This window comes from Hufsiella arboris, assembly GCF_009834875.1.
Classification (GTDB): domain Bacteria; phylum Bacteroidota; class Bacteroidia; order Sphingobacteriales; family Sphingobacteriaceae; genus Hufsiella_A; species Hufsiella_A arboris.
On the sequence record NZ_WVHT01000002.1, the window covers coordinates 499,333 to 523,614 of the forward strand.

Annotated in this window: 19 protein-coding genes and 1 pseudogene; 15 read left to right on the top strand and 5 right to left on the bottom strand. The window is 42.3% G+C overall.

All coding sequences use genetic code 11. From position 1 onward, the window contains the following. Positions 1-5 precede the first annotated feature (5 nt). The 11 genes and pseudogenes from GS399_RS05945 to GS399_RS05995 all read left to right on the top strand — a co-directional run bounded on the left by GS399_RS05945 (position 6) and on the right by GS399_RS05995 (position 12,504). Entirely contained in the window at positions 6-734 is a 729-nt protein-coding gene (locus GS399_RS05945) for a DUF1223 domain-containing protein (protein WP_160843678.1), read from the top strand. 265 nt (positions 735-999) lie between these two features. Then, positions 1,000-1,077 (top strand): K(+)-transporting ATPase subunit F, encoded by a 78-nt coding sequence (gene kdpF / locus GS399_RS21085; protein WP_160843889.1) that lies wholly within the window; start codon positions 1,000-1,002, stop codon positions 1,075-1,077. Positions 1,078-1,080: 3 nt separating this feature from the next. Continuing rightward, positions 1,081-2,799: a potassium-transporting ATPase subunit KdpA gene (gene kdpA, locus GS399_RS05955; RefSeq protein WP_160843679.1), complete on the top strand. Its 1,719-nt coding sequence runs from the start codon at positions 1,081-1,083 to the stop codon at positions 2,797-2,799. Next, complete coding sequence (gene kdpB, locus GS399_RS05960; protein WP_160843680.1) at positions 2,799-4,838, top strand: potassium-transporting ATPase subunit KdpB; 2,040 nt, start codon at positions 2,799-2,801, stop codon at positions 4,836-4,838. Before kdpA ends, kdpB begins: the two co-directional genes overlap by 1 nt. 75 nt (positions 4,839-4,913) lie before the next feature. Further along, positions 4,914-5,480, top strand: a complete 567-nt coding sequence (locus GS399_RS05965; RefSeq protein ID WP_160843681.1) for a K(+)-transporting ATPase subunit C — start codon at positions 4,914-4,916, stop codon at positions 5,478-5,480. Between the two features lie 91 nt (positions 5,481-5,571). After that, positions 5,572-6,639 (top strand): annotated as a pseudogene (locus GS399_RS05970) (porin). 43 nt (positions 6,640-6,682) lie between these two features. Continuing rightward, a complete protein-coding gene (locus GS399_RS05975; protein ID WP_160843682.1) occupies positions 6,683-7,813 on the top strand; it encodes a sensor protein KdpD in 1,131 nt (376 codons plus the stop codon). Between the two features lie 240 nt (positions 7,814-8,053). Then, entirely contained in the window at positions 8,054-9,811 is a 1,758-nt protein-coding gene (locus GS399_RS05980) for a HAMP domain-containing sensor histidine kinase (protein WP_160843683.1), read from the top strand. A 41-nt stretch (positions 9,812-9,852) separates the two neighbouring features. Then, a complete protein-coding gene (locus GS399_RS05985; RefSeq protein WP_160843684.1) occupies positions 9,853-10,719 on the top strand; it encodes an SDR family oxidoreductase in 867 nt (288 codons plus the stop codon). A gap of 146 nt (positions 10,720-10,865) precedes the next feature. Beyond that, positions 10,866-11,318 (top strand): 3-oxoacyl-ACP synthase, encoded by a 453-nt coding sequence (locus tag GS399_RS05990; protein ID WP_160843685.1) that lies wholly within the window; start codon positions 10,866-10,868, stop codon positions 11,316-11,318. 109 nt (positions 11,319-11,427) lie between these two features. Continuing rightward, positions 11,428-12,504: an NHL repeat-containing protein gene (locus GS399_RS05995; protein WP_160843686.1), complete on the top strand. Its 1,077-nt coding sequence runs from the start codon at positions 11,428-11,430 to the stop codon at positions 12,502-12,504. Between the two features lie 31 nt (positions 12,505-12,535). On the opposite strand, the gene GS399_RS06000 is transcribed toward GS399_RS05995, so the two are convergent. The 3 genes from GS399_RS06000 to GS399_RS06010 are packed head-to-tail and all read right to left on the bottom strand — an operon-like array spanning position 12,536 to position 16,828. After that, a complete protein-coding gene (locus tag GS399_RS06000; RefSeq protein ID WP_160843687.1) occupies positions 12,536-13,465 on the bottom strand; it encodes a YihY/virulence factor BrkB family protein in 930 nt (309 codons plus the stop codon). Between the two features lie 43 nt (positions 13,466-13,508). After that, complete coding sequence (locus tag GS399_RS06005; RefSeq protein WP_160843688.1) at positions 13,509-14,246, bottom strand: AcvB/VirJ family lysyl-phosphatidylglycerol hydrolase; 738 nt, start codon at positions 14,244-14,246, stop codon at positions 13,509-13,511. Continuing rightward, positions 14,243-16,828: a phosphatidylglycerol lysyltransferase domain-containing protein gene (locus GS399_RS06010; protein ID WP_160843689.1), complete on the bottom strand. Its 2,586-nt coding sequence runs from the start codon at positions 16,826-16,828 to the stop codon at positions 14,243-14,245. Before GS399_RS06010 ends, GS399_RS06005 begins: the two co-directional genes overlap by 4 nt. Positions 16,829-16,949: 121 nt before the next feature. On the opposite strand from GS399_RS06010, the gene GS399_RS06015 reads away from it, so the two are divergent. The 4 genes from GS399_RS06015 to GS399_RS06030 all read left to right on the top strand — a co-directional run bounded on the left by GS399_RS06015 (position 16,950) and on the right by GS399_RS06030 (position 21,991). After that, complete coding sequence (locus tag GS399_RS06015; protein ID WP_160843690.1) at positions 16,950-19,184, top strand: Tex family protein; 2,235 nt, start codon at positions 16,950-16,952, stop codon at positions 19,182-19,184. 236 nt (positions 19,185-19,420) lie between these two features. Next, positions 19,421-19,966 (top strand): outer membrane beta-barrel protein, encoded by a 546-nt coding sequence (locus GS399_RS06020; RefSeq protein ID WP_202409385.1) that lies wholly within the window; start codon positions 19,421-19,423, stop codon positions 19,964-19,966. A 59-nt stretch (positions 19,967-20,025) separates the two neighbouring features. Next, on the top strand, positions 20,026-20,577 hold the full coding sequence (locus GS399_RS06025; protein WP_160843691.1) for a DUF3347 domain-containing protein: 552 nt from the start codon (positions 20,026-20,028) through the stop codon (positions 20,575-20,577). 127 nt (positions 20,578-20,704) lie between these two features. Next, complete coding sequence (locus GS399_RS06030; RefSeq protein ID WP_160843692.1) at positions 20,705-21,991, top strand: citrate synthase; 1,287 nt, start codon at positions 20,705-20,707, stop codon at positions 21,989-21,991. Positions 21,992-22,162: 171 nt separating this feature from the next. Here the strand turns inward: GS399_RS06030 and GS399_RS06035 are convergent, their stop codons facing one another. After that, on the bottom strand, positions 22,163-23,158 hold the full coding sequence (locus GS399_RS06035) for a DUF3667 domain-containing protein (protein WP_160843693.1): 996 nt from the start codon (positions 23,156-23,158) through the stop codon (positions 22,163-22,165). A gap of 11 nt (positions 23,159-23,169) precedes the next feature. Then, a complete protein-coding gene (locus tag GS399_RS06040) occupies positions 23,170-24,282 on the bottom strand; it encodes a DUF3667 domain-containing protein (protein WP_160843694.1) in 1,113 nt (370 codons plus the stop codon).

The window sequence follows — 24,282 nt, forward strand, 5'->3', positions numbered from 1 at the left end:
CGGCCATGAAGACAATACTACTTTTCATATCGCTGATTTTAAGCAGTTTTATAAAATCAGACAATAAAGCTCCCGGATTTGTGGTGATTGAGCTTTTTACTTCCGAAGGATGTTCAAGCTGCCCGTCAGCGGACCGCTTGCTTAAAAAGCTGGAAGCCCGTTATGAAGGGCAGCAGGTTTATGTAATGGAGTTTCACGTCGATTATTGGGATAAATATGGCTGGAAAGATCCTTACAGCCAGCATGCTTTTACCGAACGTCAATGGGCTTATTGCGATTATTTAAAATCGACGACGTACACACCACAAGCTGTAATTAATGGCAAGGAGCAATTTGTCGGCAGTGACAGTGTGAAAGTGATCAACTCGATCAACTATTTCTTTAACCAGGCAGCCGTCGAAAATAATCCACCGGAATACGCGGTTTCTAATTCAGGCAAACAAATAACAATCACCTGTCCGCCGGATTCTAAATTGAAGGGAGACCAGGTCCATGCGGCTTTAGTGAAAAAGGGCGGGAAAAATGATGTTACATCCGGCGAGAATAAAGGCCGGACTCTTGAACATGTAAATATTGTACAGGATTTCAAGACAGCCACGCTTGGCCGTAAGCCTTCACAACTCCAGGTTACACTACCTGAAAGCGAATCCAAAGATTCTTTCAACCTTATCGTTTATACACAGGATCCAAAAAATCTGGCTATTACCTCGGTGAAACAACTGCCTATAAATTAATAGCAAGCTCAAAACAGCTTACCATTTTGACAAAAGACCTTTCCATTTTGGAAGGGTCTTTTTTTGTGCTTTGAATTTTCGCTGAGCAAATGCGTGCTTTCCAGTGGTTAAATGCACTTTTTATGACAAACCCAATTTTCGGAACAGACGTGGCATATAGCTTTTAAAATACTAGACATGATAACTGTTTTCCTATTTCTTCTCATCCTGTTGTTCTGCAGGCTATTCTTTTTATCAATCAACTGGTTCGAAAAAATCTAACGCTATGCTTGCTTTATTCATCATCGCAGTTGCAGTCTTCATTTATATGATCTACGTGCTGCTAAAACCGGAAAAATTCTAAATTATGAACACGGAAATGCTCGGCATTATTGCCACCTATCTTATCACTTTAATTATCGCTATCCCACTTGGGAAATACCTGGCAAAAGTTTTTGCAGGCGAGCGGAGCTGGACGGATTTCCTTTATCCCATCGAAAATTTCATTTATAAGCTGTCCGGTATCAATCCTAAGGAGCAAATGAACTGGAAGCAGCACATGAAAGCCATGCTGACTATAAACTCCGTATGGCTGGTTTACGGTTTTTTTGTGTTGCTGTACCAGGATAAACTGCCGTTGAATCCGGATGGCAACCCGGGGATGACGCCTGACTTATCGTTCAACACGATCATTAGTTTCGTCGTTAACTGTAATTTGCAGCACTATTCCGGCGAAACCGGTGTCAGCTATCTGACGCAGCATTTCGTGTTGATGTTTTTGCATTTCACCAGCGCAGCAACCGGGATTGCCGCGGCGGTTGTCTTTTTTAAAGCTTTCAGGGATAAAAATGCTACCAACCTGGGTAACTTCTGGGAGTTCTTCGTTAAATCAATTACCCGTTTACTTCTTCCGCTATCTATCGTTATTGCTTTAACCCTGGCATTTAACGGAACGCCGACTAGTTATAAAGGCAAAGATCAATTTATTTCTATGCAGGGCGATACAGTGAACGTTTCACGCGGACCTGCCGCCCAGATGATCGCGATTAAGCACCTCGGTACAAACGGTGGCGGCTGGTTTGGAGCCAATTCAGCGCAGCCATTAGAAAATCCGAATTACCTGACCAACATGGTTGAAGCGATTTCACAGGTAATCATACCGATCGCGATGGTTTTAGCTTTTGGATTTTTTATCCGGAGAAAAAGACTGGCGTGGATGATATTCGGCGTGATGACAGTAGGTATGTTTTTGTTATTGATCCCTACATTAACCAGCGAACTCGGAGGCAATTCCGCCATCGCAAAAATGGGCATTAGTCAGGCGACCGGCGCAATGGAAGGTAAGGAAGTGAGGTTCGGCCCTACAGCAACGGCTTACTGGAGTACGATAACTACAATTATTTCAACAGGCTCTGTTAACGGGATGCATGACAGTACGATGCCGCTTACCGGCTTATTGCAGATGCTTGGAATGATGATCAACTCTTTTTATGGCGGCTGCGGTGTAGGACTGCTGAATTATTTCATTTACCTGATTATCGCAGTCTTCATATCCGGACTGATGGTTGGCCGGACACCGGAATTCCTGGGCCACAAAGTAGAAGCTCGGGAAGTAAAGATCGCCGCCCTAATAACGTTGCTAAGTCCTTTCCTGATTTTGGCAGGAACTGCTCTGGCAAGTTATGTTTTCACCAAAAGTCCAAATGCTGACTGGGCAGTGAAGGCGGCAAACTGGCTGAATAATCCCGGTTTCCATGGTTTTTCGGAAATGCTGTATGAGTACACGTCATCAAACGCAAATAACGGCTCCGGCTTTGAAGGATTGGGAGACAACAACATCTGGTGGAACGTTTCTACAGGATTTGTTCTCATACTCGGGCGCTTCCTCCCCATCATTGGCCCGGTGGCGATAGCAGGCTTGCTGGCTCAGAAGAAATACATTCCTGAATCTGCCGGAACGCTGAAAGCGGATACGCTAACATTTAGCCTGATGACTTTTGCTATAATCGTGGTTCTTAACGCTTTATCATACTTCCCTGCATTGGCACTTGGCCCAATCGCAGAATACTTCACCATCTTAAAATAATGAAAATCCAATCGAATAAATTATTTGAACCTGCCTTGGTCAACACGGCGTTAAAGCAGTCGTTCGTTAAACTTGACCCTAGGGTCATGGTCAAAAATCCGGTGATGTTCACCGTCGAGATCGGAACATTCATTATGCTGTTTGTGACGTTTTATTCAGCAAAACAGCATGACCAGGGATCGTTCGGATATAACTTTAGTATCTTTCTTATCCTACTTTTAACACTCCTGTTTGCCAATTTTGCCGAAGCAATCGCCGAGGCAAGAGGCAAAGCACAGGCCGACAGTTTGCGGAAAACACGGGAAGAAACGCCTGCTAAGGTGTTACTCGATAACGGAAATACAGAAACCCGCTCATCCGCCCTCCTGAAAAAAGGTGATGTATTTATCTGCGAAGCCGGCGATACCATTCCAACTGATGGAGAGATCATCGAAGGCATCGCTACGATCGACGAATCGGCGATCACCGGTGAATCTGCTCCGGTGATTCGCGAATCGGGTGGTGATAAATCTTCGGTAACCGGCGGTACAAAAGTTTTATCCGACGAAATCAAAGTCGTAGTAACTACTCAACCCGGCGAGAGTTTTTTAGATAAGATGATCGCTTTAGTTGAAGGTGCCTCTCGTCAAAAAACGCCTAACGAAATTGCCTTAACTATTCTTCTGGCAAGTTTTACACTGGTTTTTATCATCGTTTGCGTGACGTTAAAGCCGTTTGCAGATTATGCGCAAACGCCGATCACTATCGCAGCATTCATTTCACTTTTCGTATGCCTGATCCCTACAACCATCGGTGGTTTGCTTTCGGCAATCGGTATCGCCGGAATGGACCGGGCGCTCCGGGCGAATGTGATTACCAAGTCAGGTAAAGCGGTAGAAACAGCCGGCGACATCGATACGCTGCTTCTGGACAAAACCGGAACTATAACCATTGGTAACCGCAAAGCGACCAATTTTTATCCGGCTCAAGGGATTTCACGTGATCATTTTGTGAAAAGCAGTTTACTGAGTTCGCTTTCTGACGAAACTCCGGAGGGAAAATCCATCGTTGAATTGGCACAAAGTATTTTGCCCTCAGGCGAGTTTACCAAACCGGCTGATGGTGAAATGGAATTTGTAAAGTTCACTGCAGAAACCCGTTCAAGCGGTGTAAATCTGAAAGCCGGAACACAAATCCGCAAAGGCGCCTCGGACTCGATCCGCGCAATTGCTGCAAGTGCAGGAAACTCTTTTCCTGATGACATCGACACTGAAGTGAAAAAAATCTCTTCGAACGGCGGTACGCCTCTCGTCGTTTCCGAAAATGGAAAAGTTCTGGGAGTAATTGAACTTCAGGATATCATAAAACCCGGAATACAAGAGCGGTTTGAAAGACTTCGCAAGATGGGCGTGAAAACGGTGATGGTTACCGGCGATAACCCGTTAACAGCTAAATACATTGCTGAAAAAGCCGGTGTAGACGATTTTATCGCGGAAGCAAAACCGGAAGACAAAATGAACTACATCAAAGAGGAGCAGGCAAATGGAAAACTGGTCGCAATGATGGGCGACGGTACCAATGACGCACCCGCTTTGGCTCAAGCCGATGTTGGCGTGGCCATGAACAGCGGAACCCAGGCTGCGAAAGAAGCCGGTAACATGGTTGATCTGGATAATGACCCAACCAAGCTGATCGAGATTGTCGAGATCGGTAAACAATTGCTGATCACCCGCGGAACGCTTACTACTTTTTCAATAGCGAACGACGTAGCTAAGTACTTTGCGATTGTTCCTGCCTTATTTATTGCTTCAATTCCTGCACTGCAAGGGCTTAATATTATGCGACTTACAAGTCCTGAAAGCGCGATCCTATCGGCGGTGATTTTTAACGCTATCATCATTCCACTACTAATTCCATTAGCGTTGCGTGGAGTGGCTTATAAACCGATTGGTGCAAGCGCTTTGCTAAGACGCAATTTATTAGTTTATGGCGTTGGTGGTGTAATAGCTCCGTTTATCGGAATCAAATTAATTGATATGGCCCTTGGCCTGTTTGTGTAAAATTTAGCTAATAGACTATGGACCATTGTCTATGGACCATGGTCTATAGCCAGTCAACATTAAAAATTAAAAAAAATGAAAAAATATATTCTTCAATCGATCCGTCTTACGGTAGTTCTGATGGTTCTTTTATGCGTGATTTACCCCTTGCTTGTCGCTTTTGCAGGAAAACTTTCAAAAGGACAAGGAGATGGTGAAACTGTAAACCTAAACGGCAAAGTTGTCGGCTACGCTTTGATTGGACAAAGTTTTAGTAAACCCGAATACTTCTGGGGCCGTCCGTCGGCTGTCGGTTACAATGCGGCTGGTTCTGCCGGTTCAAATAAAGGTCCTTCAAATCCTGACTATCTGAAGGACATAAACAATAGAATTGATACGTTGATTACATATCATCCGTATTTAAACCGTTCAGATATTCCTGCAGACCTCGTAACCGCATCGGGAAGCGGATTGGATCCTGATATTTCAGTTCAGGCGGCCGATATCCAGGTAAAAAGAGTTGCCGAACAGCGTAAAATTGACGAAGGCAAAGTCCGCGAACTTGTTCAGCGAAACACTACAAGCCCTTTATTCAATTTATTTGGCCCATCCCATGTAAATGTACTTGAACTAAATATCGCGCTTGATAAAATTTCTAAATAATACATGACCTCATTTCCGATCGGGCATCTTTTTGAGATGCGAAAGTCCGGAAGGAGGGGACCAACTCAACCATCATTTACAATATATAACGATGAAAATAATTGCATTTTTAATTGCCGCTGCTTTAATTGGATTTAAAGGTTTCGCACAAGATTCCCCGGTTAAAATTTCAGGTTACCTGGAAACATATTATAGCTATGATTTCAACAAGCCATCCGACCACAACCGCCCTTCGTTCATTTATTCACACAATCGAGCAAACGAGGTGAATGTTAACCTGGCTTTCGTAAAAGGCGCTTACGATAATGGCTCCTTCAGAGCTAACCTGGCATTAATGGCCGGTACGTATTCAAATGCTAATCTTGCAGCCGAGCCCGGAGTTCTAAAAAATATCTATGAAGCTAACGCAGGAATCAAACTGGCTAAACATGCCAACCTTTGAGTCGATGCCGGAATTTTCGCCTCTCATATCGGGTTTGAAAGCGCTGTTTCAAAAGATTGTTGGGCATTAACACGAAATATTGCATCAGATAATACTCCGTATTACGAAACCGGGGCGAAATTGACTTACACAACCGATGATAATAAATTCACCGTTGCAGGATTTTATTTGAACGGCTGGCAGCGAATAGCACGCCAGGACGGAAACAATAAACCTGCTGGCGGACTTCAGTTAACCTGGAAACCAGGTGATAAAGTCACTCTGAATTATAGTAATTATTTAGGTATAGAAGGTGCAGATTCTGTAGCCGTTAGAAGATTCTACCATAATTTTTATGCGATATTCCAGCTTACGAACCAGTTTGGGTTAACCGCGGGTTTCGATTATGGAATGCAGCAAAAAGTTAAAGGAAGCAATGAACACAACGAGGTTATATCACCGGTCATTATTGCGCAATACAAATTTGCAAACAAATGGGCTATGGCCGGCCGTTTCGAATATTACAAAGATAAGAACGGAATATTCATAGCAACCGCGACCCCTAATGGATTTAACACAAAAGGCTATTCATTAAACATCGACTATTCGCCGATTCCAAATGCATTGGTGAGGTTGGAAGGGAAAGTTTACGATAGCGAAGACGCCGTTTTTGTTCGAAATGAAAACCCTGTTAGAAACAATTCGGCACTAACAGGAAGTATCGCGGTTAGTTTTTAACAGTATAAAGCAGTGTACAAAAGAGGTATACGGCAACACTGTAATGGAAGAAGAGAATAAAGATAATTCGGATAAAAATTTTCTCGACCTGGTAAAAAAATCCAGGCGGGGAAAGTTTAAGATTTATATCGGTATGAGCGCCGGTGTCGGGAAGACTTATCGTATGCTCCAGGAAGCGCATGCTCTCAGGAAAAACCGGATCGATATTCAAATAGGATATATTGAAACTCACAACCGTGCTGAAACGCATTCTTTACTCGGCGGGATTCCAATCATTCCAAGGCGTAAAATTTTTTACAAGGGTAAGGAGCTGGAGGAGATGGATCTGAGGACCATTTTGAACATTCATCCCGAAGTGGTAATTGTTGATGAACTGGCTCACACGAATGTAGAAGGTAGTAAAAACGGCAAGCGCTGGCAGGATGTAATTGATATCCTCGAATCGGGCATAAGCGTTATCTCCGCGGTCAACATTCAGCACCTGGAAAGCATGAATGAAGAGATTGAGGAAATTACAGGCATCCCAATCACCGAGCGTATTCCTGACAAGATTTTGGAGATGGCCGACGAAATCGTGAACATCGATTTAACCGCCGACGAATTGATTGAAAGGCTTAAAGACGGGAAAATTTACGATTCCACAAAAATTCAACGGGCGCTTGGAAATTTTTTTCAATCGGATAAGATCCTTCAACTGCGTGAGCTGGCGCTGAAAGAAGTGGCGCACCACCTCGAACGGAAAATTGATATCGAAATACCGAAGCAGGTGAAATTGCGGCCGGAGCGCTTCCTGGCCTGTATTTCATCAAACTCGGAAACATCTAAGGTAGTTATACGAAAAACGGCCCGGCTGGCATCGTATTACCGCTCGCCCTGGATCGTGTTGTACGTGCAAAGCAGCAGCGAAGCGATGGATCGGATCAAGCTAGATAAGCAGCGCCATTTAATCAACAACTTCAAGCTGGCAACCGAACTTGGCGCTGAACTGGTTAAAATTAAAAGCGACCAGATTACTCAAACGATTATGAAAATCGCTGAAGAAAAAGAAATCACCACTATTTGTATCGGCAAACCGCACCTAAACCTTTTTCAGGTTATTTTGCGGACGGCGATTTTTAGTCAGTTATTGCGGAAGATTTCTCAGACTGAGATTGATCTGGTTATTTTGTCGTGAGTGACTGTCATCCTGAGGCACGAAGGATCTGAAAGCGAGAGAGTTGGAAAGAAGTTTATCAGGCGTAGTGCTACTTTTAAACAGATTCTTCCTTCGTCAGAATGACAAAACTGGACAGTGTCATCCTGAGGTACGAAGGATCTGAATATGACTGAGATCGGAGAGAAGTTATCAGGTACAGTATCACTATTAAACAGATTCTTCCTTCGTCAGAATGACAAACATTAAAATAAAAACAAAATGAAAATAAAAACCAAACTCCGCCTCGGATTTGGATTTCTGTTCGTGGTGGTTGTATTTTTTGGATTGCTTTGTGGATTTTACATCTACAGGATCTCGAACGACTCGAAAGTTATATTGAAAGATAATTACGAAACACTCGGATTTACCCGGGAAATGAGGGCAGTGCTTGACGATCAAACATTGCCTTTAAGTCGTGGCGCCGCAGAACGTTTCAATGAAAACTTAACGAAAGAAGAAGGCAATATTACCGAGCGCGGCGAAGGTACACTCGTGGCAGAATTACGATCGAATTTCGGAAAACTAACCGCCGGTAATTCATCGCGTGAAGCTATGGAACAGGCGGAAAAAGATGCCCGCTTTGATCTCCGGCGAGTCGACGAGCTGAACATGAACGCCATCGTCAGGAAAAATGAACAAGCGCAAAGCTCGGTCAAAAAAGCAACTATTTATCTCGCTTTCGCGGGAACGATGACTTTCCTTGTGCTCTTTAGCTTCATCGTAAATTTTCCCGGTTTTATCGCTAATCCACTAAATGAACTTCGCGAAGGCATCCGCGAAATCGGGTTGCAGAATTATAAACGGCGGTTAAATTTCAGCACAAATGATGAATTCGCCGAGCTTGCCGGAGCTTTTAACCAAATGGCCGTAAAGCTCGACGATTGGGAGAACAGCAACCTGGCCAAGATCATGTCGGAAAAGATGCGGATCGAAGCAATTATTGAACAGATGCAAGATGCCATCATTGGGCTGGATGAGAAAGGACAGGTTCTTTTCATAAATCCTCAGGCACAAAAATTATTCAATATGCAGCAATCCGCCGTTCTGAAAAAGAACGCCGGAGCTTTAGCTGAAAAAAACGATCTGCTAAGGACCGTTCTCGCCGATGGAGAACAAAAACAATTAAAAATTTTTGCTGATGACCGTGAATCTTATTTTCAGATGGAAAAGCGGCAGATTTTTGTTCCCAACTTTCAAAACCAGGATAATGAGTCGGTGCTTACCACGGAGCAATCGGCGGGAACGGTTTACGTATTACGTAACATAACAGCTTTTCGCGAATTAGATCAGGCGAAAACTAATTTTATTGCGACTATTTCGCATGAGCTAAAAACTCCGATCGCATCGATATTAATGAGCATCAATTTATTGAAGGACAAACGAGTGGGTGAACTGAATACGGAGCAGGAAAAACTGGTTGTAAGCATGAAAGACGACAATGAGCGTCTGCTAAAAATCACCGCGGAGCTTTTGCAGATGGCACAGTTGGAAACCGGCAATATTCTACTCAATATCCAGGCGGTAAATCCGGTCGACATTGTAAACTATGCGATTGATTCAATCAAGTTCCAGGCTGAGCAAAGGCAGATAGCCGTCGAAAAACATTTTGAAGAGAAATTGCCTGCGGTTTTCGCTGATACGGAAAAGACCGCCTGGGTTATTGTTAACTTTTTATCTAACGCCTTGCGTTATAGTGCCGACCGTTCCAAGATCATACTCAGTGTTAAGCGGATTGGCAACTACGTCGATTTTTCGGTCAGGGATTTTGGAAAAGGTGTAGAAGAACAGTACCAAAAGCGATTGTTCGACCGGTATTTCCAGGTTCCCACCGATGGGAAAAATAAATCCGGCAACGGATTAGGCCTGGCTATTTCAAAAGATTTTATTGAAGCGCAGCAAGGGGATATATACCTGGAAAGTGAGATGGGAGCGGGCAGCAAGTTTGGGTTCAGGCTCCCGGTTTCTAAAACTGCTTAAAACCGGCGTACGGATGATTTGTTAGCATGGTAAATCTACCTATGAAATCAAACGAAGAAAAACCCGTTAATCCGAAACAAGAACAAAGCAAGCAGCCGGGACTGGAGTCTGACATGACGCCTCGCCCGGCTTACGAAGGCGAAAAACAGGATGTATTTTCAAAGCTGGCTGGCAAAGTCGCGATCATTACTGGCGGCGACAGTGGAATAGGCCGCGCAGTAGCAGTTGCATTTGCCAGGGAAGGAGCTGATGTCGTTATATCTTACTTAGATGAGGAAGAAGATGCGAAGGAAACACGCTGGCAGGTGGAAAGGCTGGAGCAAAAATGCCACCTGATACCTGGAGATATAAGTAATGAAGAACATTGCAAAAAGATCATCGATGAGGCTGTTTCCGTTTTTGGCAAAATTGATATCGTAGTAAACAACGCCGCTGTGCAGTTTCCACAAGACGAATTCACTGCCATCACTGCCGAACAGCTTCATAAAACCTTCGAAACAAATATTTACCCGCATTTTTACTTAACAAAGGCTGCTCTCCCGCATCTGGGTAAAGGAAGTGCGATCATTTGCACAACGTCGGTTACAGCTTACCGGGGAAGCGAGCACTTGATCGACTATGCTTCGACCAAAGGTGCCATCGTGGCATTTGTTCGGTCGCTCGCCGGTAATCTCGCACCAAAGGGCATTCGGGTTAACGGTGTTGCACCCGGCCCGATCTGGACACCCTTAATTCCGGCAACGTTTACGGAAGACCAGGTTGCGAAATTTGGAAGTGACGTACCGATGCAACGGCCCGGACAACCCGAGGAGGTGGCACCATCTTACGTTTTCCTTGCTTCGGACGATTCAAGTTATATGACCGGACAAATCTTGCATCCGAACGGGGGCGAGGTTATAAATGGATAAGCAGTAGTATTCCCATCGACCCGAATGGTGTTTCCATTGATCGAAACGGTGTTTCATTGATCAAAACAGTGTTTTCATTGATCAGAACTGTGTTTCCATTGATCAGATCGCTTGCCTAAATCAATCTTAATATTTTACTTCGCTAAATGACTGAGTTAAAACAAAAGTTATACGATCACTGCCGGGAGTATCTCAGGCGAAATATTGAAACCTTAGAGCAAGCGATTACCGATGCACAGGAATCTTCGCAGAATGAAACGAAAAGCAGCGCCGGTGATAAATACGAAACCGGGCGCGCGATGGCACAGCAGGAAATAGACCGCAATAAACAGCAATTAGCTGAAGCGCTGAAGCAAAAGAATCAGCTTGAACGGATTAATCCACAAACCAAAACAGCTATTATTTCTGATGGAAGTCTCATCATCACGGATAGCGGCGGCTTTTATGTTTCAATAAGTGCGGGACAAGTAAACATCGACGATAAGATCTTCTTCCTGATCTCGCCCGCTTCGCCAATAGCACAACGGTTTAAGGGGTTAAAAGCAAATGATTCGCTTCAATTCAACGGAAAAACTTACGTAATTAAAACGGTAAGCTAAGCGATGTTTTATGAAATTTCTCACAATTTCACATTCATTCACAATTTGACGGCAGGCCACGATTTCCGCCTCAATATTTCCCAATTTTGAGTAATTAACCGTAAAAGCCATGAAATCAAATGCCTGTAAATGGATGCTGTTCAGCGTTTTGATTATTGCTGCTGCATGTAAAAAAAGTGAGATTGATAACTCTGGTTTAATTTCAGCAAACGGCCAGGCTGAAATGTCAACGTCAGCCCAGGGTGTTGTTCTGCCATTAACTGTTAAAACGATAGCCGGTAATGCCCATGATTCTGGTTACCAGGACGGTCCCGGACCGCTGGCACGATTTGATTATCCTGAAGGAATTGACGTGTTGAATGATGGGACAATTTATATAACAGATAGGTATGATGATAAGATCCGGAAAATAAGTCCGGACAATGTTGTTTCCACCATACCGGTTCCGTTAAGCTCAGATGGGCAGTCGTTGAACGGACCGGTTAAAGTTCGTGTACAAAAAAACGGAACGATCAACATTTTAACTTACGATGCCGATTTCGTCGTACAACACAAGGTTTGGATACTAAAACCTAACGGACAAGTAATTACACCGGATTATAAAAGCGGACCGGTGCCGGTAGGCCATCAATCTTACATTTATAATGATCTTCAAAAAGATCCGTACAGTGACGATTTGTTTATTGGCGGCTTATATCGGGGCCCGAATAATTCCTATGGTGTGATTGAAAAATTTGAAGTTAAGGATGGCAAGATCGGAACTAACGCCTATTTGCCGCCTCTTGATTCGCTCAACGGAAGCAGCAGAAACAATCCCGAGATAACCAGTTTCTTTTGCGGTTATAATAAGGTAAAGTACATTGTTGTTAATGGGAATTCCATTTACAAATCAACTTCTTCAGGAGTTTTTACCCAGATTTACAGGAATATGAAGTTCACCAGGATAACCAGTATTGTTGCCAATAGAGACAGCCGATCCATTTATATTGCTGATAACGGTACCATTAAAACGATTGCTAATAACAAACTGCAATATCTTGCCGGGCCTCATTATCCGCACGACCGCCATAACGGAGTAGGATCAAGCGCTGACGTATATGCCGTTCAAATAGGGCTGTCGAAAGATGAAAGCACAATTTATTTTACCGATCTGCATACCGTAAGAAAGATAATACTAAGGCCCTGATGTTTCAACTTTTGGAAGCCTGGGCTATAGCTTATTTCACTTCCCGCATCTGGTAATTATATGCTCCCCTGGCTAAATGCATTGGGCTTTTTTTATAGTCGCCCAATACTTTGGTGAAGCAGGCTCCGTAGTAAAATATCAATGAGGAATAAAATACAAAAAGGCTGATAATTATAATTGATCCGGCTGATCCGTAAACGCTGCTGATGTTGCTCATCGTTAACAATGCTCTCACCAGGTATTTGCCGAAGGTGAAAAGTATCGCAGTTAAAAATCCTCCAGAAAGGGCAATCCGAAACTCCGGCCTGCCAATGCTCAAAAATTTAAATAAAGCCGTAAACCAGATAGTGACGGTTAAAAGGAAAAAAATTTCATTGAAGGTTCCATTAAGCAGCTTACCTGCGGTGGATGATAGTTCTGTAACATATTGGCCAAACAACGCCCGTACGCCCTCTGTGAGCAGGCCAATAAAGAAAAGCACACCGGCGAGCAAAATTATAATAATAGATTTTAACCGGATTTTTATTGTATCAAAGAACCGTACCTTCTCCTTCATCCCGATTTTAAAAATTTGATCCAAAGAACTTTTGATTACGTTGAACAGCGTTGATGCCACGAACAGGAAAAAAAGGAAGCTTATTAACGTCAGAAACCAGTTTTGATTGATGGCACGAAGGTTCCGGATAGTTTCGCGAACTTGTTGTGCGCTCGAAGGATCAAGCAGCGACGTAAGTTTTTCAAAGAGGCCTGATACAACTTTTCGGCGGTCGGTGAAAATACCAAACAAGCGTATAAAAAGCAGTAAGATAGGAGGAAGAGCGAAATTTGCAAAGAACGCCGTAGCGCCAGCCATGCGGAGAGGATCGTTTAACTGTAATTCCTTTAAAGCCAGGAACATTAAGCGTCCGAGCACCGGAATGCCTTTTATTAATTTAACGGCCTTACTCTCCTGATTTTCCATTCGCTGTAAGAAGCTGCCAACTTACGCATTTTTGGTTCAACTATCAGAAGCTATTAAGTGCTTTTTCGTAAATCAGTTGGTTGGCATTCAAGTAATGATGACCGCCATCGACCATGATCGGCGCCGCATTTAAAAACTCGTGCGGAATGGATTTTTCTTCCTTTCCGTAAAAAACGATTGGCTTTATCGGCTGTACTTTCTTGAATTCCTGGTAGATGTTATATGTTCGCTTGTCTGCATCGATACCAATCAGGTCGGTAAGGTGTACGCTGAAGTCCGTGCTTGAAGATGGAGATAACATCAGTAACGAGCAGACATTTTTGCGTAATTGTCCTGGCAGCTGATTGTAAACAAATGGCATAACGTCTGCACCGAAGGAAAATCCGATCAGTATTATTTGTTTCTTTCGCCAGGTTTTCTGGTAACTTGTCAAAAGGCTGGCAGCATCCTTTGCTAACCGATCTGGAGTCTTTTTATGCCAAAAATACTTCAATGAATTAAGAGCAACCGCAGGGATTCCCCGGGCGGTGAATGTATCGCACAGATCCTGATCAAACTGTTTCCATCCGCCATCACCGGAAATGAAAAATAACATCGTATCACCGCTGCTTCCGTTTGACGGCATTATTTCAAGCGGCAATTTCAAGTCTGGCTTAGGAACAGTGTGATCGGTGTTTAGCCGGCTTGCTTTCGATGGAGTTTTACAGGCGATAAAGCTGGTGGCGAAAGCACTTATAACGATTAATAGTATCAGTATCCGCATTATCGATTCGTTTGTCATGGCCGCATGACCTTGGTTAATGCCAGCGGCAGCTGCAGTAAGTCAAAATGATGTTCATAAACCAGGTATTTATTTTGCCAGTCGGGATCAAACTTTTCTTTAAAATCTCGCAACCCACGATAATGCCTAAACTGCTGGATTTTTTCATAAGCGAATTTGATGGTTCGTTCCGGTATATCTTTCGCTTTTTCAATCCCCGATAGTGGCGCCAAACCCATATTTAGATGACTGTAACCTTTATTCTTTAAATAGGTGATCAGCTCAACAATCAAAACATCCATATTTCCGCCGGGCGCATCATTTGTTTTGCGGATCATATCATAGGTGGCTTCACCTTTTGCATAGTCTGGGATAATATTTAAAAATGCCACCACTTTTTCACCGGCCGTTTCCAGTGTAATAATTGTTTGATTTTTTAGCTCATCCCAGTCGAACATGCCCTGCGAAAAAACCATTTCCTGCCTGTTCATGCTTTCCAGCCATTCGTCTGATACAAGTTTCAGCTTTTGTATGAGCCCCTCTTTAATTGGAGCTTCATAGACCTTAGTAATGAAACCTTTTTTACTGACGCTGTTCAGCGCATTGCGCATGGATTTTTTGTCTTTCCCTTCCAGAGAAAACTGTTTAAGATCCACGATTGCTTCCTGCCCGATTATCAGCGTTTTCTTCCCTAACTGATTAAACAGGTCGACTCTTAATTCGTCCACCCGGTAATAAGAAGGTTTAAGTGCGTTTCGATAACAAAACGTCTCGAATTCTTTTAATATTTCGGTTTTTTTTGTCGCTGAATTTTCACAAACTGGCTCGTCGAGCACTACAGCGAAGTTTTCCGCAACACGATAGGCGATAAATCCTTCAACCGACGAGCCGAAGTAAAGCACTTTATCAAAATACGTTTTAAAATAATCTACACTTGAACAACCATATTTTTCGATCAGTGATTTGGCTTTTTCATTGTCGAGATCAGTCTGGCTTTTGTCTATTGTTAGCGGCCGTACGAATGAGTACACTAGAAACGCCAGGGAACCGATTCCCAAAAAGTTTAAAGAGCGTAAAAATGCCACGGCAAAACGCGTTTTAGGTGCAAGATCTATGAAATTTAACAGCAAAAAGTTATCCAGCGTACTTTTAATGGAATGCGGTAATGAGAAGTCTATGCCAAAATGTTTCTTGTCAAGCAGATAAAATCCGATAATTCCGTATACGATCACTGCAACAAATACGATAAATGCCGCTCCCAAACCAAACGATTGTGTAGACTTATTACCCTTGATGTAGTATTGTCGACGGGTAAACAACAAAACAATCATTACGAAAAGTGCCAGCATTGCCTCTTCATAGTCAATGGCTTTTGTCAGGTGGCCGACAAGCGATGCGGCACTTAATAACATGGCGAAATACCATGCATTTTTTAAGCCACGCAGCAAAAATGCCGCGGTAATTATCAGCAAAACACCTACAATCAAAACAAGGTCGTTAGATGCGTGTATGGCTTCCACCGGCAGAAACTCATGGATCATTTTCATTCGGCTTCTCAATGCCGGAGTAAGCACTGAAACGATGTTTACGATACCCATTAACAGAATGAGTACCGATGGAAATATTCTTAAGATTATGTTTCCTTTATTGAAAATGAAACTAACCAGTCCGGCCGCCATAGGAGCCCAGAACTCGAAAAACCTGTATAAAAGAGTTATTGCTATCGCCTCTATGTTAGTGAACCCGTAACGCGTCAGCAAAAATGTTAAGGATACCTCTACGGCGCCGAGTCCACGTAGAAATGGCGAAATACAAAAGAAAAGTGTGGCAATAACATATCCTGTGACAGATGCTTCTATACTCGCATTCAACCCAAGCGTTTTCATCGCGGTAAATAGATGAAACATTCCTGTAAATTCTATCAGCACCGAAAAAAGCAATGCGCCGAGCAATGGTTTAACTAAAAAACGCTGACTGGTAAGTTCCGTTAAAACCACCTCAAATTCGGGACTCCACTTAACGATCTGATCGTATAAAAATCCTTTCCGCCACACGGAAATGCTTGCCCATACGATAATACCAACGATTATTGCAAGTGAAAAAAGTGCGATCCATTCGCTTTTATTTCCGGATGATCTGATTCCGTTATATATTAAAACGGGTAAGGCAACCACAATCAAGGATGCGATTCCAAGAACTCCATAAATGTAGCTGGCGAAATTTATCTTAGTTTTGCTGACCGTTTGTGATTCGATTTCTTTGGTGAAGAATGCTAGTGAGGTAATTCCGCCGCCAGGTAAAAAGACGCTAATGAAATTTCTCTTTAAAAAAAGTTTGACCAATAACAGAAGCGGAACTTTTTTCGACACAACCCTGAAGCTATATTGATACATAAGACCCTGAAGCAATATATAAACCAGCGTCAATAGAAGCCCGCCAACGATCCAGGCGGCATTTGAATTGTGAAGTACTGAACCAACACGAACCAGTTCGTTTCGTTGCTGACGTATAAAATAGATAGCCAGTACAATAAAAAAGCCGGCTAAAATTTCCGTGAAATGCTGTTTTCCGCTTTTTAGAGATCTTTTTAAAACCGAGGTCATTTTTACAAAAGTCAGCCCTGAGTATGAATTAAAAATGAAGATTCATCTGAGTTCTAAGGATTAACAAATGAATTTGTTTTTATGCGCCGATCCCCGCAATTTCGCAAACCGAATAAAATATATGAGCATTCATTTTAATAAGATAGCCCGCGAACTGCAGATTGCCGAAAAACAAGTGTCGGCGACGGCTGGATTACTTGACGAGGGAGCAACTGTTCCGTTTATATCGCGGTACCGCAAAGAGGTTACAGGAAGTTTGGATGAGGTGCAGATTGCGGCTATACGTGATCGCTATCAGCAATTGCTTGACCTTGATAAACGCCGTGAGGCAATTCTAAAATCACTCGCCGAGCTTGGAAAACTGACTCCCGAACTTCAGAAAGCCGTTGATGCAGCTGAGACAATGACCGTTCTGGAGGATATTTATCTTCCTTATAAACCAAAAAGGAAAACAAGAGCTTCCATTGCCCGTGAAAAAGGGTTGCAGCCGCTTGCTGATCAATTGTTCGGGCAAAATAAATTCGATGTAGACGCAGAGGCGGAAAAATATATCTCTGAAGACAAAGGCGTTAGTTCGGCAGACGAGGCACTTGCCGGAGCGCGCGACATCATTGCTGAATCTATTGCCGAACACGCCGAATCCAGGGCGAAAGTAAGGCAGCTCTTTATTGAAAAGGGTACAATTAAATCGCGCGTAGCAACAGGTAAAGAAGAGACTGGCATAAAATATAAAGACTATTTCGATTGGGAAGAGCCAATTAAAACAGCGCCATCTCACCGTATTTTGGCCATGCGCCGCGGCGAAAAGGAGGAAATTCTATGGCTTGATATTCAACCTTCGGAAGAAGACGCCGTCAGTATTCTTGATAAACTATTCATTAAAGGAGACAATGAAGCTTCCCGGCAGGTACAAAGCGCTATCGCCGATAGCTATAAACGTTTATTAAAGCCATCGATAGAAACAGAAATCCGCCTGTTTACAAAAAAGGCAGCCGATGAAGAAGCGATAAAGGTTTTTGCTGAAAATGTACGTCAGTTATTACTTGCGGCGCCGCTGGGTCAAAAAAGGGTAATGGCCATTGATCCCGGTTTTAGAACTGGCTGCAAGCTGGTCTGTTTAGATGACCACGGCTCGCTGTTAGAGTACACGGCAATATTTCCTCATACCGGTGCTTCCCAGCTTATCCAGTCAGAGAAAACGGTTCAGCATCTCGTAGAAAAATACGGCACACAGGCTATTGCTATCGGTAACGGAACCGCCGGAAGGGAAACAGAAGCTTTTATCAGGAAATTAAACTTACCAGGGATAACGATCGTGATGGTAAACGAAAGCGGGGCATCAATTTATTCTGCTTCGGAAGTTGCACGTGATGAATTTCCGGACAAAGACGTAACTGTCCGCGGCGCTGTTTCAATCGGCCGCAGGTTGATGGATCCACTGGCGGAGCTTGTTAAAATCGATCCGAAATCGATCGGAGTGGGGCAATACCAGCATGATGTTGATCAAAATAAATTGCAGCTGTCGCTGGATGATACCGTGATAAGCTGCGTGAACGCCGTTGGCGTGGAGCTCAATACTGCGTCTAAACAAATACTTTCTTACGTATCAGGACTTGGACCGCAGCTGGCGCAGAACATCGTAGAGTACCGAAGTAAAAACGGTGCTTTTAAAGGCCGGGAAGAACTTAAAAAAGTTACAAGGCTGGGAGAGAAGGCTTTCGAGCAGGCGGCGGGCTTTTTGAGAATACGAAATGCGTCAAATCCCCTTGATTCAAGTGCGGTGCATCCTGAACGTTACAGTTTGGTAGAACAAATGGCAAAAGATAGCGGCCATTCTGTGCAGGAGTTAATTAAGGACGATCAGGCGCGTAAAAAGATCAATCTCAACAAATATGTAAGCGAATCGGTTGGGTTACCAACTTTGAACGATATATTAAAGGAGCTGTCAAAACCAGGGCTTGATCCGCGTGAGCAATTCGAAAGTTTCAGCTTTACCGAAGGTGTCAATTCCGTCAATGACCTGAAAGTTGGAATGAAACTTCCTGGAATAGTAACTAACATAACTAATTTCGGCGCCTTTGTAGACATTGGCGTGCACCAGGATGGATTAGTGCATCTGAGCCAACTCGCGAACCGATTTGTGAAAGATCCGAATGAAGTGGTTAAGGTCCAGCAAAAAGTTGAAGTTACCGTAACAGAAGTTGATCCGTCCCGCAACCGGATTTCTTTATCAATGAAAACGGACGAAGCTCCGGCAACCAGAAAAGAATTTCAGAAAGAAAAATCTTCCAAAAAACCGGAAGTTGAAACGGATATGCAAAGCAAACTTGCCGCTCTTAAAAGTAAATTCAAGTAATCAAATCATAACTTTCATTAAGGTTTCGAACGAAATTGTGTTCGGTTTTGTACAAAATACCGAACACAATTTATCTTTCCCGTTAACCTGAAATAGCCTTGTTAAGCTAGTTTTTGATTGATTAAAGTGCTTCGTAAACAGTAGTATAAGTCGATTTTTTCAAGGTTTTAAAGCGCACGGAGAACTTCACTGGCATTGTACTTGCCTATTTAGCCGCAAGAATTAAAATTATGATTATGAAAACGTACATGAAATTTATAGCTCCCGCATTTACAGCCGCAGCCTTATTTTTAGCTTCAAGTTCTAACGCACAAACTTCCACAGGAGGTGATTCACACGCTACCCGTTTGGGAGTTGGTTTAAATGTTGGTGTTCCAACAACTGATGGTTTTAGTTTCGCAATTGGCGGTGATCTTCGTTTACAAAAGGACTTTTCTTCCAATATTTCCGGCTTGTTGTCTGCAGGATATAACAGTTTCCAGGTTAAAGACAGTGATGGCGGCGGTAGCTGGGGATACATCCCGGTAAAGGCTGGTATCAAAGTTTTCCCTATTGAAAGATTTTATATTTCAGGAGAGCTTGGCGCCGCTTTCGGAACTGACGATCAGGGAACAGCATTTGTTTATGCTCCGGGAATTGGTGTTGGGTTCAACAATGGCCTTGATATCGGCTTACGTTATGAAGGAATGGGAAACAGTAAATTAAACGACACAAATATTAAAATTAACAATCCTGACCAGGTTGCTTTACGTATCGCGTATGGCTTCAACCTTGGAAAATAACCTTTAGTAATTCCGTATATTTGAGCCCCGCAGTGTTTGCGGGGCTTTATTTTTTTACCATGATGTTTAAACATTTTTTTTATCTGCTGCTTGGAGTAAGCGTTATATCTTGTAATCAAACAGAAAACAAATCTGAGGAAAAAGTAACGGTAAGCGCAGATAGCACAAGAAATAACAGCACAATCCTAGCCGGAAATGATCTTAAAGTGGAAAATGCTGCCTTAACTGATATATATGCTACTTATATTCAACTAAAAGATGATCTTGTAAAGTCAGACTCAAAGGAAGCTGCGAACGTTTCAGCTAAGCTTGCCGGGCAATTAAAGGACAACAACGACTATTTAAAGATCGTTGAGAAGGCAAATGATATCTCAAAAACTGACGATTTAAAAAAGCAACGTCTTTATTTCAGTGATTTGAGTGATGAAATGATAAAAGCGGTGAAAGCTTCAAAGGTTGAGTCAGGTAAGGCGTTTGTGCAGTATTGCCCGATGGCGAAAAATGGCGAAGGCGCTTATTGGCTGGCTTCCGAAAAGGAAATCCGAAATCCATACTACGGCGATGAGATGCTGAACTGTGGAGATGTAAAGGAAGAAATAACAAAAAAATAATATAGAGTTTACCAAAATCCTACCTATTAGGACGTTTAGTTAAACATCTTCTAAAAATTACAAACCAATTATAAAAAACCTTTCAAAAAAGGCTGATTTATTTATTTTTGCTTGATATCACAACCATATGTCAGAGACAGCTTCATTAAAATTAGGCGATAAAAATTACGATTTAGCCGTAATAACGGGAACAGAAAACGAAAAGGCAATTGATATTTCAAAACTCCGCGACTTAAGCGGATATGTAACACTCGATAGCGGTTATAAAAACACAGGCGCTACAAAAAGTGCTATTACTTTCTTAGATGGAGAGCAGGGCATTTTAAAATATCGCGGATATCCAATCGAAGAACTTGCTGAAAAGTCATCTTTTCTCGAAATCGCTTACTTGCTGATCTATGGCACGCTTCCAACACAAAATGAGTTAGATAATTTTCAGTACCAGATAAGCCGACATACCTTGGTACATGAGGATATGAAGAAATTCTTTGACGGATTTCCTTCACATTCCCACCCTATGGGGCAGCTTTGTTCGCTGGTATGTTCACTTTCGGCTTTCTATCCGGAAAGCTTAAATGTTCACGCCGGAAAAGAAGAGGAGAACACGACTATTTTGAAGCTTCTTGCAAAAATGCCAACGGTAGTTTCGTGGATTTATAAAAAAGGCATCGGTCATCCGATAATCTACCCACAAAATGACCTTGATTATGTAAGCAACTTTTTAAACATGACTTTTGGTCAGCGGACAGAAAAATATGTTATTGATCCGGTTGTTGTAAGTGCGATGAACAAATTGCTTATTCTGCATGCTGATCACGAACAAAATTGCTCTACGTCAACTGTTCGTATTGTCGGCTCATCAGACTGTAATTTATATGCATCTATCTCCGCCGGTATTTCAGCGCTGTGGGGGCCTCTCCATGGCGGAGCAAACCAGGCAGTGATCGAAATGCTCGAGAAGATTAAAAACGACGGCGGCGACGTTGATAAGTGGGTTGCTAAAGCAAAAGATAAAAATGATTCATTCCGCCTGATGGGCTTTGGCCATCGGGTTTATAAAAATTTCGATCCACGAGCTAAGATCATTAAAAAAGCATGCGACGATATTTTAGAGAAATTAGGAATCAATGACCCTGTACTTGAAATTGCTAAGAAGTTAGAGGAAGTGGCGTTAAGCGATCCTTATTTCGCTGACCGTAAATTATATCCGAACGTAGATTTTTATTCAGGAATTATTTACAGGGCGCTTGGTTTCCCAACTGAGATGTTCACTGTACTTTTTGCGTTAGGCCGTTTACCTGGATGGATTGCGCAGTGGAAAGAAATGCGTGAAAACAAAGAACCGATCGGCCGGCCGCGTCAGATTTACGTAGGAGAAGTCAATCAGGAATTTGTTGAGATTTCAAAAAGATAATATCAAGCCGGATCGAAATGATCCGGCTTTTTTGTTTCAATAAGGATCAATCCAGTTCAACGATCATTCCGGCATCGTTGGGATCATCACTTATGTCAAATGAGTGATTTCTCAGATAAGTCTGGATAACTAAATCCAGGCACAATCTTTTTGACTGACACATTTCGCTGTTTAAGCTACAGCGACCACCGTTAGCGTTAATATTAGGAAACTTACCACCATTAATACCCCATAAGCCATCAATAAAGCGAACATCTTAACTATCGTTCGTCTTCTGGAGTTTTTATACACGACCCTGATAGATTTGTAAACATACCAGGCCATAGCGATCATCGAGATTAATTGGATCCAATCTGAAAAACCCGATGGCAGTATTTTTTGTAGAATTACCGAAATTGCGATCAGTGCGAATAAAAACGAATGTACGTATACAGCGTGTATTAAATGCTCTACGTAAAACTTACCTGAGTTTCGAAAGAAAAACATCAATATCAAGGCGAACAACGGTAATAGCACAAACATCATTTTAGGTATGTTATGCAGGATTAGCTCGCTGTATGTGCTTCCGTCATTCTGTATGTCGATAATTTTACGTTTAACTGCTGATTTCCAATAGCCATCTCGTTTGGTTACAGGTAGGGAAGCTTGTTTTTTTTCATATTGTTCAACGGTTGTGTCGATTCCGTTGGTTAGTTTAGTATTAAAATTATCTCTATCACCAAATTTTAGCGCACTAAGTGCCTTCCGCTTGCTAGAAACACTTAAGGTCGTGTCTGATTCAATTTTTTTTCTCGCTATATCGAGATCATGTACTTGCCCGGAACGATTTTCTGTCTTTTCTTCACTCTTGTGTTTCTTTCCCGGAAGTACCAATATGAAAAATATAAAACTAATGAAAAGATACAGGCTGATCGGCGGAAAATGCGACGCTCTTCGGCCAGCGTTATATTCATTGGTTAAATACCCAGGTTTGGTAAGCAACGGCACTACGCTGTTTCCAAACTTACTGTCGAAATGAAAATAGTGACCGATTGAATGATAAAGCAAATGCCAGAAGCTTTCATGCAGATTTACGTTTTCCTGTCCGCAATTGCTGCAATAATTCTTTTCAACTATAAATCCGCAGTTCAGGCAGTTTTTTTCTGTACGGTGGTGCTTGTTACTCATAAATAGATGAATTAGACCGCCAGATAATAAATCATATTTCTAACAATTGTCTCGGATATGCTAAATGCAATATAATACATAACGAAAATTGTCAGCATTTTGAAAATGGTCTGTTTTTTCGTCCGCTGATAAAATATTTTAAGCGCCTGGTAACCATACCAAAAAAGCCATATTATCACACCTAAGCTGATTATCGTTCCCAAAAATGAATCTTCACCAAACACATATTTTTTCAATGGCTGAGTAAGTATTGAGATTAGGAAAAAAACTGTCATACCATGGACGGTGAATATCAAATGATCTAAGTAATAAATATGATTTTTACGGAAATTCCACATAATAAACAACGCTAGTAGCGGCATCAGTAAAAAATATTGCTTTGGCCTGTAATGTTCTAATTGCTCAGATATTGCGGCAGCTTTCACTCCGTCATATTCAATTTCCCGTTTTCGCATCATTCGGACATACCAACCGTCACGGTTCAAAATAGGTAACTTTTTTTGTCTGACGAGATAAGCTTCATAAGTGCTGTCATTCCTGTCATCGTGAATTTGGGTGAAGGATTCAAGCGTTTCTTTAACAGAATCTGCCTTATTTTTTTTGTATTCTTGGTTCAGGCTATCGAGTACCAGGGTTTGTCGTTCAAAACTTAGATCTCTAAACGAACTTTTATTATAACCTTTTCTAATTGCCTGTTGCGCCTTTGCGGTCAGTGTTGAATTAGTTAGTCCAATCTGGCGCATAGCATTATTTACTTCTTTGCCAGCTGTTTGCTCATTTTTTGTAACAACCTTGTCATCGTCTTTCTCATGTTTTTCTGGCGAATAAACCACCAAAAAATATACGATCGAGACTAAAATATACATGCTCACAGGGTTGATATATCGTGCCCTTTTTCCGGCAAGGTAATCAAGCGTGACTTGTCCTGGCTTTATGAGGAGGGGTTTTAATGTTTGGAAAAACTTATTGTCGAAGTGAAAATAATGCCCGATACTATGGCCTATAAAGTGCCAGAAACTTTCTTTGAGTTCAAGGTTAGGCTGCCCGCATCTGCTGCAATAATGTTCATCTACATGGCGCTCGCAGTTTAGGCAATTGTGTTCTTTTCTGTAATGACCAGACAT

Excerpts from the sequence above, each read along its gene's own strand:
- GS399_RS05945 (WP_160843678.1), top strand. The coding sequence starts at position 6 with ATGAAGACAATACTACTTTTCATATCGCTGATTTTAAGCAGTTTTATA.
- kdpF (WP_160843889.1), top strand. The coding sequence starts at position 1,000 with ATGCTTGCTTTATTCATCATCGCAGTTGCAGTCTTCATTTATATGATC.
- kdpA (WP_160843679.1), top strand. The coding sequence starts at position 1,081 with ATGAACACGGAAATGCTCGGCATTATTGCCACCTATCTTATCACTTTA.
- kdpB (WP_160843680.1), top strand. The coding sequence starts at position 2,799 with ATGAAAATCCAATCGAATAAATTATTTGAACCTGCCTTGGTCAACACG.
- GS399_RS05965 (WP_160843681.1), top strand. The coding sequence starts at position 4,914 with ATGAAAAAATATATTCTTCAATCGATCCGTCTTACGGTAGTTCTGATG.
- GS399_RS05975 (WP_160843682.1), top strand. The coding sequence starts at position 6,683 with ATGGAAGAAGAGAATAAAGATAATTCGGATAAAAATTTTCTCGACCTG.
- GS399_RS05980 (WP_160843683.1), top strand. The coding sequence starts at position 8,054 with ATGAAAATAAAAACCAAACTCCGCCTCGGATTTGGATTTCTGTTCGTG.
- GS399_RS05985 (WP_160843684.1), top strand. The coding sequence starts at position 9,853 with ATGAAATCAAACGAAGAAAAACCCGTTAATCCGAAACAAGAACAAAGC.
- GS399_RS05990 (WP_160843685.1), top strand. The coding sequence starts at position 10,866 with ATGACTGAGTTAAAACAAAAGTTATACGATCACTGCCGGGAGTATCTC.
- GS399_RS05995 (WP_160843686.1), top strand. The coding sequence starts at position 11,428 with ATGAAATCAAATGCCTGTAAATGGATGCTGTTCAGCGTTTTGATTATT.
- GS399_RS06000 (WP_160843687.1), bottom strand. The coding sequence starts at position 13,465 with ATGGAAAATCAGGAGAGTAAGGCCGTTAAATTAATAAAAGGCATTCCG.
- GS399_RS06005 (WP_160843688.1), bottom strand. The coding sequence starts at position 14,246 with ATGACAAACGAATCGATAATGCGGATACTGATACTATTAATCGTTATA.
- GS399_RS06010 (WP_160843689.1), bottom strand. The coding sequence starts at position 16,828 with ATGACCTCGGTTTTAAAAAGATCTCTAAAAAGCGGAAAACAGCATTTC.
- GS399_RS06015 (WP_160843690.1), top strand. The coding sequence starts at position 16,950 with ATGAGCATTCATTTTAATAAGATAGCCCGCGAACTGCAGATTGCCGAA.
- GS399_RS06020 (WP_202409385.1), top strand. The coding sequence starts at position 19,421 with ATGAAAACGTACATGAAATTTATAGCTCCCGCATTTACAGCCGCAGCC.
- GS399_RS06025 (WP_160843691.1), top strand. The coding sequence starts at position 20,026 with ATGATGTTTAAACATTTTTTTTATCTGCTGCTTGGAGTAAGCGTTATA.
- GS399_RS06030 (WP_160843692.1), top strand. The coding sequence starts at position 20,705 with ATGTCAGAGACAGCTTCATTAAAATTAGGCGATAAAAATTACGATTTA.
- GS399_RS06035 (WP_160843693.1), bottom strand. The coding sequence starts at position 23,158 with ATGAGTAACAAGCACCACCGTACAGAAAAAAACTGCCTGAACTGCGGA.
- GS399_RS06040 (WP_160843694.1), bottom strand. The coding sequence starts at position 24,282 with ATGTCTGGTCATTACAGAAAAGAACACAATTGCCTAAACTGCGAGCGC.